The sequence below is a fragment of the Pseudophaeobacter sp. genome (assembly GCF_039971195.1).
Taxonomy (GTDB): domain Bacteria; phylum Pseudomonadota; class Alphaproteobacteria; order Rhodobacterales; family Rhodobacteraceae; genus Pseudophaeobacter.
Genome location: NZ_JBDWPJ010000127.1, coordinates 17,617 through 29,942, shown reverse-complemented (window position 1 = coordinate 29,942; position 12,326 = coordinate 17,617). Strand labels below are relative to the sequence as shown.

The window sequence follows — 12,326 nt, the reverse complement described above, 5'->3', positions numbered from 1 at the left end:
GCCACCGGTGGGGCAGAAACTGATCTGGGGCAGCGGTGCGCCAATGGCTTTGAGGGCCGGGGCTCCGCCTGCGGCTTCGGCCGGGAAGAATTTTTGCATAGCATACCCGCGCTCCAGCAAGCGCATCGCCTCGCTCGCGCTGGCCGCACCGGGCAGCAAGGGCAGGCCTTCCTCAATACAGGCGTCGATCAAGGCATCCGTTGCGCCAGGGGATACGCCAAACGTGGCCCCTGCTTCCTTGGCGTTGCGCACATCCTGCGGCGTGACCAGAGTTCCAGCGCCCACGGTACCACCGGGCACCTTGGCCATCTCCGCTATGACCTCCAAAGCGGCCGGCGTGCGCAGGGTGACCTCTAGGGCCGGCAGACCGCCAGAAATCAGCGCCTTGGCCAGCGGCGCGGCATGGGCGGCATCGCGCACCACAAGCACTGGCATGATTGGTGCCAGGGTGCAGACCTCACGGGTTACCTTTTGCGCGGTTTCAGGATTGGTTCTCATTTCGGGTCACCTTGTTGCATGCGGGCAAGAATACTGTCGCGTTTCGGAATGGAGGCGACGGCGCCAATAGTTTCAACCGAAACTGAAGCCGCAGCACAGGCAAATCGCGCCGCATCCAGCGTATTGCCAGTGCGGCAGAATTCAGCCAGAAAGGCCCCGTCAAAGGTATCACCGGCGCCTGTGGCATCGCTCAGATTGGCTGCAAAGGCATCGATGGTTTGGCGTCCCTCAGAGGTGGCAACGATAGCGCCCTTTTCGGCCAGTGTCAGCACCACCATGCCAACACCTGTTTGCAGAAAGCTATCGCAGATCTCTGCCACGTCGGTTGTGCCAAACAGCGCTTCGGAATCTTCGATGCTGGGAAAGACGATGTCCACCAGTGGCAGGATCTTTGCCATGGCATCGCGGGCCTGGGCCGCGCTCCAGAGATTGAGCCGCAGATTCGTATCAAAAGAGACCTTAGCCCCGGCTTGGCGGGCCAGTTCCGCGGCCTTGATAGAGGCGGCGCAGGAGCTGTCAGAGATCGCCTGAGTGATGCCGCTGATATGCAGCACACCGATCTGATCGAACATCTCGGGTGTGAGATCCTCTGGGGTGATCTGGCTGGCGGCAGACCCGGCGCGGCGATAGGAGAATTGGTGCCCTTCGGCACCGTAGTCGATAAAATACAGCCCCGTTGGCGCGTTTTCTTTTCGTTCAATCCGCGAGGCTTCGATGCCTTCATCGGCATAGAGCTGCAGAATGTGATCGCCAAAGTTATCGCGGCCCAGGTGGGTCAACATTCCAGCGCGGGCCCCAGCGCGGCGCGCGGCCACGGCGGTGTTCGAAACATCGCCACCAATGCCGGGCCGGATGGTATCTTTCTCCAACCAGGAGAATTCGAACATGGGTTCGCCAAAGCAAAGAACGTCCAGCGGCTGGCTGTTTGCGGGTGTCATGGTGTTGGTCCTGTTGGGGGTTCTGCCTCGGTGCGGTGCACCGCCTGACTGGCTGCAGAAAAATGATCTTTCATCGCCTCAGAGGCCGCGCTGGCGTCCCCTTTGGTGATTTCTGTCAGAATGATTCGATGATCGGTGAGGATCCGGTTTTGCTCGCTCGAAGAGGGCTGGGCCAACCGGCCGGCGGTGATGGAATGCTTGATGATCTCGCGCAGGGGTTTGACGATATAGACGTAGAGCGGGTTTTGCGTGGCCTCGGCAATGCAGAGGTGAAACAGATAGTCCAGATCGGCAAAGGCCTCTGGGTCGCCAATGGACTGTTCCATCTGGCTGCAGAGGTCTTCCAGCTTTTGCAGTTCTTCCTCGGTCCGGTTCAGGGCTGCCAGGGCGGCGGTTGTGGTCTCGATGCCCTGACGCACCTCCAGCACCTTGGCGACGGAAAACTGAGAGGTCGCTAGCCCGTGGCTAAAGGTATTGGCCAGGATGTCAGGGTTGATGGCATTGACCTGCGCCTTGCGGCCATTGGAGATCTTGATGTGCCCGGCACCGGCCAGATGCGCCAGAGCGCCACGGATCACCACACGGCTGACCCCGGCGCGTTCGCCCAGGGCGGCCTCTGACGGCAGATCATCACCGGGGCGCAGTCCGGCATCCGCGATCATCGCCAGAATGCTGTCAGCCACCCGCGTATAGAGCGGGCGACGGTCCAGATTTTCCAGATCTGTTGTCATGACGCTCCCTTGCCAGCATTGCTCCAGCAATGCGCTACCTGTGCACCTGTAATACAGGTTGACGAAAACGGCAAGAGGCAACTGGGAATGGGCGTTGGCGCGGGCTGGGGCTAGCCCAGATCAAACCCATAGAGCCGGGCCGGTGCCTCGACAAAGATCTTTTGCATGTTTTCAGGTGAACCTGCCCAATCCATCACCAGATCGAGCAGATGAACATCATCCGGGTAGGTCTCGCGGCTGGTCGACATATTGTGCGGCCAGTTTGTACCCCAGATGATCCGATCCGGAGCATGTTGGATCAGCGCCTTAGAGAGCACGGCCAGATCGTCAAAGCCTGGATAGCCCACCTGAGACGTCTCATAGCAACCGGCCAGTTTAACATAGCAATTGCCGCGGTCGATCAGCCGCAACAGGGCCGCAAACTCGGCGCTGTCCGCTGCGACCGGAGTCAGGAACTTGCCGGTGTGGTCAATGACATAATCGCCCTGAATCTGCTCCAACTTTGCTACATGCTCGCGGATATCCCTGCCGTCGAACTGCACGACCAGCGACCAGCCAAAGGGCTGTACCCGCGCGTTGATCTGCAGCAGCCGGTCCAACCCAACGGCACCCTGCAAGAGATCCATGATGCGGGCGCCGCGTACGCCCCGCGCGGTCATTGCCTCAAGCGTTTCGTCGCTGATGTCGGGCTCAATCGCAACCACGCCGCGGGCTGCCGGGCCAAAATGATCCAGCGCATCCAACAGATAGCTGTTGTCTGTGTGATAGGCATTGCCCTGGACCACAACCACCCGTTCTAGCCCGAGCCATTTTTGCACCGACTCATAATGCGCGATGGTCGCATCCATTGGTGCAGGCGGGCCTTTGGGCGGATCTTTGTAGTTCTGACTGTCAAACAGGTGGATATGGCAATCGGTTGCCTGCGGCGGCAGAGCGGTGGCTGGCTGGCGGCCAGTGAGGGTCCTGAACATCTGTTTGTTCCAATCTCTTAGTTGGGTGGCCAGTCAGGCAGGGCAGTCAGGCGGCACGATAGGCCAGCAGGGCGTCACGGTTGATCGAAATCCCGAGACCCGGTCCCTGCGGCACTGCGACCTGGCCGTTTTTATGCTCGATTGGAGCCTCGACGATGTCCTGGCGGAAGGGATTATAGGTCCGGTCAAACTCCAGCCGCGGCGAGCGTTGTTCGTGGCTGGGCGGGTTGGGCGGCAGGATGGCGTGAAACTGCAAGCCGGCGGCCAGCGCCACGGCTGTGCCCCAGACATGCGGCACCAGCCGAACCTGGTGAATATCCGCCAGGGTGATGATCTTGCGCGCCTCGCTCAGCCCGCCAACGCCACAGACATCCGGCTGCAGGATCTGCACGGTGTTTTGCTGCAGGGCCTCGTCAATGGCCCAGCGGCCATGCCAGGTTTCGCCGCCTGCTAGTGGGATGGGCTGGCCCTGTCGGACTTGCTGATAGGCGCGCAGGGCTTCGGGCACCACCGGTTCTTCGAACCAGTGAATGTCATACTGGCTGGCGCGGCGCCCAACTTCGATGGCATCGACCGCGTCATAACCGTGATTGGCATCAATCATCAGTTCTGTATTTGGCCCGATGGCCTGACGGGTGGCAGCGATTGTTTTCAGATCGCTCTCTATCCCGTAGCCGATCTTGATCTTGACCGCCTCAAAGCCTTCACCCACGTATTGCGCCATCTCGGCAGCGCAGGCCGCCGCGTGATCGCCGCCTTCGGGGCGGAACCCGCCAGTGGCATAGGCGGGAATGACCCGACGCCAGGCGCCGCCCATCAGCTGATGGATCGGAGCGTCGAAATACTTGCCCGCCAGATCCCACAGGGCGATATCAATACCGCTGAGCGCGGTATGAATGACGCCGCGCTGACCTTGATCGCGGAATTGATTATAAAGATCCAGCCAGATCGGTTCGATGTCATGGGCCGAGCGCCCGATCAGCATGGGCGTCATTGCTGTGACCACGGCAGCATTGATATCCGCTGGCCCCAGACATTCCCCCCAGCCAATCAACCCGCTTTCAGTTTCAATCTCGACCAGCAGATGCCGCCGGGCGCGAAAGGTCGAAAAGGAGGACTGAAAAGGCTGCGCCAGATCATGGTGCAGAATATGTGTCTGAACCTTTGCTATCTTCACGGTTTGGTATCCTCGATGATCTGGGTGAGCATGGCGATCTCTTTTGCGCTCAGGTCCGTGAGTGGTGGTCTGACCGGGCCGGAGGCGTGGCCAATTGCGCTGAGCCCGCCCTTGATGGCGGAGACGGCGTAGCCCGGCACCCGGTCCCGGACCGCCAGGAAAGGATAGTAGAAATCCTGCAGCAACCTGTCGATAGTGGCCTGATCCTTGGACCGGATGGCCTGGAAAAAACTGAGCGCCAGTTCGGGCACAAAGTTGAACACGGCGGAAGAATAGGTGGTAACGCCCATGGCTTCATAGGCTTCGGCAAAGACTTCATGGGTGGGCATACCGCCAATATAGCTCAGCCGGTCGCCGCATTTGGAGACCACTTCGCGCACCAGATTGATGTCGCCGGTGCCATCCTTGAAGCCCACCAGATTTGGGCAGGCCTCTGCCAGTCGGGCGACGGTGTCAGCGGAGGCCACGGAATTGGCCCGGTTATAGATGATCACGCCGATATCGACCGCATCGCAAACCGTTTTGATATGGGTGAACAACCCCTCCTGGCTGGCGCCGATCAAATAGTGGGGCAGCAGCAGTACGCCATCGGCACCGCAGTTTTGAACCTCTTTGGCGATATCAACCGCCATTTTGGTGCCATAGCCGCAGCCCGAAATGATTGGCGTGTCGCCAGCAGCCTCTTTGGCGGCCCTGACCACCTCGGTAATTTCACCGGGGGTGAGCGAGAACAGCTCTCCCGTTCCGCCAGCGGCAAACAGTGCGGCGGCATCAAATTGTGACAGCCAGCCAACATGCTCCTGATAGGCGGATTTGTCAAAATCCAGCGCGCCATCAAAATGCGTGACCGGAAAGGACAAAAGGCCGGTGCCGATTTTTACTTTGAGATCTTGTGGGGTCATGTGCTGGCCTTCCAAAGGGTCGAGCTGAAATGGTGCGCGCTATGGGGGTGGGGGCGATCCCCTGCTGGCGCGATCCTGAGTGCTTAAACCCAATTGCGGCGATACTGTCAAGATTGGTATGATGAATTGTCGGGTGTTACGACAATTGCGCAGCCCGTGCGAGGCTGCGGTAACGATCCGCGCCCTGCTCCAGATGGCGGCGCATGGCTTGTCCGGCCTCTGTCGAATCTTGGCCCGCTATAGCATCCAAAATATCGCGGTGTTCTTTCAGGATCCGCAATTCAAGCTCCGGATCTGACCGTAGATTCGCCTTTTTGCGCAGCTCAGAGCGGGGAATGGTATCGCGCCCCAGTAGGGTGAGGAACTCAACAAACTTCTTGTTGTTTGAAGCCTCGGCTACAGCCAGATGGAAGGCGTAGTCTTCCTTTTCCGAAGGCTCTCTAGCTTCGACGCGGGCTTTGAAGGCGCTGTAGCATTCAAAGATTCGCGCCTCTTGCGCCGGAGAACAACGCTGGGCGGCAAGCTCTGCGGCCCCTATTTCTACGGCGGTTCGGAGCTCCAGGGATTCGATGACGCTGGCGATTGTCCGGGGGTTGTTGCTCAGAAAGGTGAGGGTTTCACCAGTCTGGCTTGGCTCCAGTACAAAGACGCCGGACCCCTGTCGCGAGGTCAGCAAGCCGCTTTGTTTGAGGCCAGAGATCGCTTCGCGCACCACGGTGCGACTCACCTCGAACTCCTGGGCCAGCTGCTGTTCGGTTGGCAGCTTGTTGCCGGGTTTCAGATCACCCGACAGGATGCGTTGTTTCAACTGGCCGGCCAGAAATTGGGTCAGGTTCTGCCCCTGCTGCTGCGCTGCACGTTTTGGAGATTGGCTCATTTGATCTTTCATCGGGGCTGGATTTCTGCCCCATAATCCCCTGTCGCGGCGGGCAGGTCCAGAGGTCAGTTATCATAGGGCTGAAAAATTTGTATGATAAAAATTTGACAGGCCGCAATTACATGTGCAATCAAATTGCCAAAGACGCCAGCCAGACCCGAGGGAGGGGGAGTGGATGACACGCATATTATTGACCGGTGCCGGAGGAGGCTTGGGCAAGGTCCTACGCCAGAAGCTTGCAGGCAGCTATGAGCTGCTGCGGCTGTCGGATCTGGTCGAACTTGATCCTGCGCAGGCAGGCGAGGAAGTAGTGCAATGTGACCTTGCGGATGCCGAGGCTGTCATGGCCTTGGCCGAAGGGTGCGATGCGATCGTGCATCTTGGGGGCATGTCGGTCGAGAACAGTTTTGACACCATCCTCAATGCCAATATCTGCGGCACCTATAATATCTATGAGGCCGCCCGAAAGCAGGGGGTTGGCCGGGTTCTCTTTGCCAGTTCCAACCATGCGATTGGTTTTCACAAGCGGGAAACCCGGCTGGATGCCTCGGCTGCGCTGCGCCCTGACAGTATGTATGGGGTCTCCAAAGGGTTTGGTGAGCTGCTGGCGCGCTACTATTTTGACAAATACGGCATCGAGACCGCCTGTGTGCGCATCGGATCGAGCTTTGAGAAGCCGCGCAATCGCCGGATGATGGCGACCTGGCTCAGCTTTGACGATCTGACACGCCTGGTGAAGCGGGTGGTCGATGCGGATCGCGTTGGCTTTGCTGTGGTCTACGGCGCCTCTGACAATGAAGAGAGCTGGTGGGACAATAGTGAGACTGCCTATCTCGGCTGGCAGCCTCAGGATAGTTCGGCTCAGTTCGCCAATGACCCGGTGATCATTGAAGAGGTGACCGACCCCACGGATCCGGCAGTTGTCTACCAGGGCGGCGCCTTTGCGGCCGCGGGCCATTTTGAGGACGACTGATCTGCGGCTGCTCTGATAGCAAGTAGAGCCAGTAGCGCGGCGTGATTCTGAACGGCAATGGCGGGGAGGCAGGCCTGATTTTCATCCGAACAGATTGGTCAGTGACTGAACAACTTGGAGGAAGTTCAGGCATGAATGCCGAATATCACCTGGCTTTTGTGAGCGGGAAAGAAATTTCTCCACACAGAATATAATACACAATAACAAAAGGTTAACAGGTTCTTGACGGGAGTCTGCGGAGGTGAGCAACGGAAATTTACGGGAACTCTCAAAATTGAGAGTTGTAAATATTTGTAATTTCTGAGAATGATTTGTGACAAATTGTCTGGAGGAGGAGACAAAATGATGTTGAACAACTTGATCGGACGCGGGGCATTTGCCCTTGCCGCAGCGGCGACTTTGGCCATGGCCCCCTTGGGTGCTGAAGCCAAAGACTGGCGCGGTTGGAACATCCACGTTGTGGATTATCCGGTTTCGCACGGCATGGAAGCCTTTATGGCGGAAGTCCAAGAGAAAACTGATGGCGCTGTTAAGGGTGAAGTCTTTCACGCCGGCGTTCTGGGCTCGCAGCCTGACGCAATTGAGCAGCTGCGCCTCGGCATCCTGGACTTTGGTGTCTTCAGCCTTGGGCCAATGGGTCAGGCCGTGCCAGAGACCAATGTTGTCTCGCTGCCCTTCATCTTCAAAAGCGTTCCGCAGATGTATCGTCTGATGGATGGCGCACCTGGTGAAGCTCTTGGCGAGGCACTGGAAGCCAAGGGTATCGTTGCCCTGGGCTACTACGATGCCGGCGCACGGTCTTTCTACAACTCGATCAAGCCGATCAATACTCCGGCTGACGTTGAGGGCATGAAAGTGCGCGTCATGAACAACGACCTGTTTGTTGGGATGATCGAATCCATGGGCGGCAACGCCACACCGATGGCCTTTGCTGAGGTCTATCAGTCTATCAAAACCGGCGTTGTCGATGGTGCGGAAAACAACCCCCCATCCTATGAATCGACCAGCCATTTTGAGGTCGCGCAGTACTACTCCATGTCGCAGCACCTGATCATTCCAGAGTGCCTCTGCATGAGCAAAAAGACCTTTGACGCGCTGTCGGCTGAGCAGCAGCAGATCGTCCGTGATGCGGGCCGTGCCTCGACCGAGTTGCAGCGCAAGCTGTGGCAGGAACGCGAAGCGGCCTCGATGAAGATCGTTCTGGATGGCGGTGTCACCGTGAACGAAATCGCTGACAAATCTGCTTTCCAGGCGGCCATGGCGCCGGTCTATGAAAACTATCTCGCGGCAAACCCCGAGATGACAGAACTGGTCAACCTGTTCCGCAACGCGGACTAACTGACAGAAAACAAACAAGATGCGCTCCGCCTTGACGGGGCGCATCCCGCTCAATTCGAAGGATATGGCTCATGGAGCAGAAACCTCGTTGGATGGAGCGCACAGAACGCGGATTAGATGGTCTAAGTGCCCTCTGCATGCTGGCTGCCTCAATCGCTCTTGTAATCTTGGTCGCTACTTTTGGCTGGCTGGTCTTTGGCCGCTACGTTTTGAATGCAACACCCACCTGGGTCGAGCAACTGGCGCTTCTACTTGTCTGCTACATCACCTACCTGGGTGCCGCTGCAGGCATTCATGAAAACACCCACCTTGGCGTGACCCTGTTCCGCGATGCTCTGGGTGCCCGGATCAGCTCGGTCCTGAAGCTGGTGATTGATATCGTTCTGGCCGCCTTTGGGCTGATTATGGTCATCGCCTGCATCGAACTGTTTAATTTTGGCTGGAGCACAATGTTGCCCATGCTCGACATCCCAGAAAGCTTCCGAACGCTATCTGCACTGCTCTGCGGCGGTCTTGTGTTTGTCTTTACCGGCTCACGCGCTGTCTTCCGCATCATCTGCTTGGCCCAGGGACGCAACTACACAGAAAAAGGCGCAGTATAACTATGGGCTTGGCTATTTTGCTCGGTATTTTTGGAGGCTGCGTGGTGCTTGGCGTGCCAGTTGCCTTTGCGATGGGAATCGCTGCCGCATCCGCCTTTTGGTATGAGGGTTTCCCGCTGCTGATCACCTTTCAGAGGTCAGTATCCGGTATCTCGGTGTTCTCGTTGCTGGCAATTCCCTTTTTTGTCTTTGCCGGTGAGCTGATGCTGCATGGCGGTATCGCCATGCGCCTGGTGCGCTTTGCTTCGGCGCTTGTGGGGCATATTCGCGGTGGTCTGGCCTCGGTAAATATCTTCTCCAGCATGTTGTTTGGCGGTATCTCGGGCTCTGCGGTGGCGGATATCTCCGCTCTGGGCTCGATCCTGATCCCGGTGATGAAGGAGCGTGGCTATCGCGCCGATTATGCGGTCAATGTGACCGTGACCTCATCGATTGCCGGGATTGTGATCCCACCGAGCCACAACATGATCATCTTTGCGGTGGCAGCAGGTGGTGGCATCTCGATCTCCAAACTGTTCCTGGCAGGTGTGGTTCCCGGCATCCTGATGTGCCTTTGCCTGGCGGTTGCCGCTTATTTCATCGCCGTCAAACACAACTACCCGGCTGAAAAGTTCCCCGGCTGGGCGGCTGTCTGGACCGCGTCACTGGCCGCCATTCCCGGCCTTGTAACCGCGGTGATTATCGTGGGCGGGGTGCTGTCTGGTGTCTTCACCGTCACGGAATCCGGTGCCTTTGGCGCAATCTATGCGCTGCTTCTGACCTTCTTTGTCTACCGCAGCCTCGATTGGGAGGGGTTCAAGACCTCGGTGCTTTCGGCGGTTCGGACCACGGCGATGGTCATGGTGCTGATCGGCTTTGCCAGCTCCTTTGCCTATCTGTTGGCGCTCTATCAGGTGCCCGGCAAGCTCAGCAGCTTTATGCTGGGGATCTCGGAAGAGAAGATCTTTGTGCTCTTGATGATCAACGTGATGCTGCTGGTTCTGGGTATGATCATGGATATGGCGGCGCTGATCCTGATCTGCACGCCGATCTTCCTGCCGATCGTCAAGGATCTCGGCATGGACCCGACGCAGTTTGGCATCATGCTTTTGGTCAATCTTGGCCTGGGTCTGTGTACCCCGCCGGTGGGGACCTGCCTGTTTGTTGGCTGTGCTGTTGGCAAGATCAGGATCGAAGAGACGCTTAAGACCATATGGCCCTTCTATCTGGCCATTTTGACGGCGCTCATCCTGATTACCTATGTGCCGGCTGTTTCACTCTTCCTGCCCTCCCTGCTCGAGTAAGCGCTGACGGTGCGCAGACTCTGGCCCATCGGGTTGCGGCGGTCTGGACCTCCCAGTCAGCCCAGCCGCAACCCGAAACGTAAGACTAAAATAACAAGGTGTCGAAAATGACGAACCTATCGCATGAGACTCTCGAAAAACTGGCAGCCGTCAGTACTGCAACCCTAACAACGGCCCTGTTCCGGCGCGGGTTTCGCAATATCTATATTCAGGGTCCACAGCGGATGAACCCTGGGCCCAATATGGTGGGGCCTGCCTATACGCTGCGCTACATTCCTGCGCGCGAAGATCTGGATGGGCTCGATTCTTTTGCCGATCGTGAAAACCCGCAGCGCAAAGGCGTGGAAGAATGCCCGGAAGGCGCGGTTTTTGTGATTGATTCCCGCCAGGATGCCACCGCCGCTTCGGCGGGCTGCATCCTGGTCACCCGGTTGCAAGAACGCGGTTGCAAGGGTATCGTGACCGATGGCGGTTTCCGCGACACGCCGGAGATCTCGGCTCTTGAGATGCCTGCTTATCATTCCCGCCCAAGTGCCCCAACAAATTTGACAAAACACCACGCCGTTGCGATCAATGATCCTATTGCATGTGGTGGGGTATCGGTCTTTCCTGGCGACATTCTGGTTGGCGACAACGAGGGCGTGGTTTGCATACCCTTGCACCTGGTGGCAGAAGTCGCCGAGGAAGCTGAAGAGATGACTGTCTTTGAAGATTACGTCTTGGAGATGGTACAGAAAGGGGCCTCGATCTTTGGCCTGTATCCACCCACCGACCCTGAAACGATGGACAGATTTAAGCTATGGCGGCAGGAAAACAACAGGTAGTGGCGACGGCAGTAAAACCCGCGCCCGGTGCAGCTAAAACCGGGCGTGACCGTACTCTGTCTGATCGTGTCTACGAAAAGATCCTGGCCTTGATCGCCAGTGGCGAGACGCCTGTTGGTGCCAAGCTGCCAACCGAACATGTGCTGAGCGAACAGCTGGAAGTGTCGCGCCCTGTCCTGCGCCAGGCACTCAAGCAGCTGCGCGAGGATGGCGTTATTGTGTCGCGCCAGGGCTCCGGCTCCTTTGTGCAGCGTCGCCCCGACGAGGCGGTGCTGGATTTTGCCCCGGTGGGGTCGATCGCAGATATTCAGCGGACCTTTGAGTTTCGCGCCGCCATCGAGGGTGAAGCTGCCTTTTTGGCCGCGCAGCGTCGCACCGATGCGGATCTGGCCAGGATGCAAGCGCAGCTCGAAGAGCTGGACCGCTGCATCAGTGAGGGTGAGCTGGGGGTCGAGACCGATGAGGCCTTTCATGAGGCGATCTGTACGGCCTCGGGGAACCAGTATTTCACCGTGGCGCGGACCTCGATGAAGACCAATATTCTGACCGGCCTGAAGCTGACCCGCAACCTGTCGCTGACCAAACCGCAGGAACGGCTGGAATTGGTTCAGCGTGAGCATTACCAGATCTTTGATGCGATCAAGGCGGGGGATGCCGAGGCAGCCCGCACTGCGATGCGCCTTCATGTTGAAAGCGCCCGCAAGCGTGTCTTTGAAGGCTAGGGCCTTGCCCCTCTAGTCGAGGGGCAGACCATGGGCCGCCATAAAATCGTCGCGACGCGGGGAGAAGGAATCCAACAGGGCGCCTTCTTCCAGGCAGATGCAGGAATGCACGGCGTTGGAGGGGATGATCATTGCGTCACCTGGTTTCAGGTCCTTGGTGACACCGGCAACGGTGAACTGAAACGCACCGGAGCTGACGTAGGTGGTCTGCACATGGGGATGCGAATGCGGCAGGCCTTCGCCGCCCTGTTCAAACCGAAACTCGACCATCATCAGAGTTTCGTCCTGGCATAAAATGCGCCGCTGTGCGCCGGGCCCAGAGGGCAGCCAGGCCTTGGGGGTGTCGGAGTGGACGATCATTGTCGCGGTCTACCTTGTTAGAAATAGGGAAGGGAGTATTTGTCCTTTTTTGTTAATTTTTTCGCGATCTGTCAATCTGCGATTTTGGGGGTCGGCCAGATGTGAAGGCTTTTGCCGCAGCGAGTTGATC

General features: G+C 58.0%; 14 protein-coding genes. 6 read left to right on the top strand and 8 right to left on the bottom strand.

Annotated elements, in window-relative coordinates; genetic code table 11:
* From ABJP42_RS11325 to ABJP42_RS11295, 7 genes are all read right to left on the bottom strand, one after another.
* Positions 1 to 498: bifunctional 4-hydroxy-2-oxoglutarate aldolase/2-dehydro-3-deoxy-phosphogluconate aldolase (locus ABJP42_RS11325; protein WP_348340418.1), on the bottom strand; the 498-nt coding region annotated here is incomplete at its 3' end.
* Positions 495 to 1,436 (bottom strand): sugar kinase, encoded by a 942-nt coding sequence (locus ABJP42_RS11320; RefSeq protein WP_348340417.1) that lies wholly within the window; start codon positions 1,434 to 1,436, stop codon positions 495 to 497. The genes ABJP42_RS11320 and ABJP42_RS11325, both read right to left, overlap by 4 nt.
* Positions 1,433 to 2,167, bottom strand: coding sequence for a FadR/GntR family transcriptional regulator (locus tag ABJP42_RS11315; protein ID WP_348340416.1), 735 nt, complete (start codon positions 2,165 to 2,167; stop codon positions 1,433 to 1,435). Before ABJP42_RS11315 ends, ABJP42_RS11320 begins: the two co-directional genes overlap by 4 nt.
* Before the next feature lie 110 nt (positions 2,168 to 2,277).
* Positions 2,278 to 3,138 carry an amidohydrolase family protein gene (locus tag ABJP42_RS11310; protein WP_348340415.1) on the bottom strand — a complete coding sequence of 287 codons (861 nt, stop codon included), beginning with the start codon at positions 3,136 to 3,138 and terminating at the stop codon, positions 2,278 to 2,280.
* Between the two features lie 46 nt (positions 3,139 to 3,184).
* Positions 3,185 to 4,315: a mandelate racemase/muconate lactonizing enzyme family protein gene (locus ABJP42_RS11305; protein WP_348340414.1), complete on the bottom strand. Its 1,131-nt coding sequence runs from the start codon at positions 4,313 to 4,315 to the stop codon at positions 3,185 to 3,187.
* Positions 4,312 to 5,217, bottom strand: coding sequence for a 5-dehydro-4-deoxyglucarate dehydratase (gene kdgD / locus ABJP42_RS11300; protein WP_348340413.1), 906 nt, complete (start codon positions 5,215 to 5,217; stop codon positions 4,312 to 4,314). Before kdgD ends, ABJP42_RS11305 begins: the two co-directional genes overlap by 4 nt.
* A gap of 136 nt (positions 5,218 to 5,353) precedes the next feature.
* Positions 5,354 to 6,094: a FadR/GntR family transcriptional regulator gene (locus ABJP42_RS11295; RefSeq protein WP_348340412.1), complete on the bottom strand. Its 741-nt coding sequence runs from the start codon at positions 6,092 to 6,094 to the stop codon at positions 5,354 to 5,356.
* A gap of 175 nt (positions 6,095 to 6,269) precedes the next feature.
* On the opposite strand from ABJP42_RS11295, the gene ABJP42_RS11290 reads away from it, so the two are divergent.
* The 6 genes from ABJP42_RS11290 to ABJP42_RS11265 all read left to right on the top strand — a co-directional run bounded on the left by ABJP42_RS11290 (position 6,270) and on the right by ABJP42_RS11265 (position 11,836).
* Positions 6,270 to 7,067: an NAD-dependent epimerase/dehydratase family protein gene (locus ABJP42_RS11290; protein WP_348340411.1), complete on the top strand. Its 798-nt coding sequence runs from the start codon at positions 6,270 to 6,272 to the stop codon at positions 7,065 to 7,067.
* 342 nt (positions 7,068 to 7,409) lie between these two features.
* Positions 7,410 to 8,405 carry a TRAP transporter substrate-binding protein gene (locus ABJP42_RS11285; RefSeq protein ID WP_348340410.1) on the top strand — a complete coding sequence of 332 codons (996 nt, stop codon included), beginning with the start codon at positions 7,410 to 7,412 and terminating at the stop codon, positions 8,403 to 8,405.
* A 71-nt stretch (positions 8,406 to 8,476) separates the two neighbouring features.
* Positions 8,477 to 9,007 (top strand): TRAP transporter small permease, encoded by a 531-nt coding sequence (locus ABJP42_RS11280; protein WP_348340409.1) that lies wholly within the window; start codon positions 8,477 to 8,479, stop codon positions 9,005 to 9,007.
* 2 nt (positions 9,008 to 9,009) lie between these two features.
* The gene (locus tag ABJP42_RS11275; protein WP_348340408.1) at positions 9,010 to 10,290 is read left to right on the top strand and encodes a TRAP transporter large permease; all 1,281 of its coding nucleotides are present in this window, start codon (positions 9,010 to 9,012) and stop codon (positions 10,288 to 10,290) included.
* A gap of 107 nt (positions 10,291 to 10,397) precedes the next feature.
* Positions 10,398 to 11,114, top strand: a complete 717-nt coding sequence (locus ABJP42_RS11270; protein WP_348340407.1) for a ribonuclease activity regulator RraA — start codon at positions 10,398 to 10,400, stop codon at positions 11,112 to 11,114.
* Positions 11,114 to 11,836, top strand: coding sequence for a FadR/GntR family transcriptional regulator (locus ABJP42_RS11265; protein WP_348340406.1), 723 nt, complete (start codon positions 11,114 to 11,116; stop codon positions 11,834 to 11,836). Before ABJP42_RS11270 ends, ABJP42_RS11265 begins: the two co-directional genes overlap by 1 nt.
* Positions 11,837 to 11,848: 12 nt before the next feature.
* Here the strand turns inward: ABJP42_RS11265 and ABJP42_RS11260 are convergent, their stop codons facing one another.
* A complete protein-coding gene (locus tag ABJP42_RS11260) occupies positions 11,849 to 12,196 on the bottom strand; it encodes a cupin domain-containing protein (RefSeq protein WP_348340405.1) in 348 nt (115 codons plus the stop codon).
* Positions 12,197 to 12,326 lie beyond the last annotated feature (130 nt).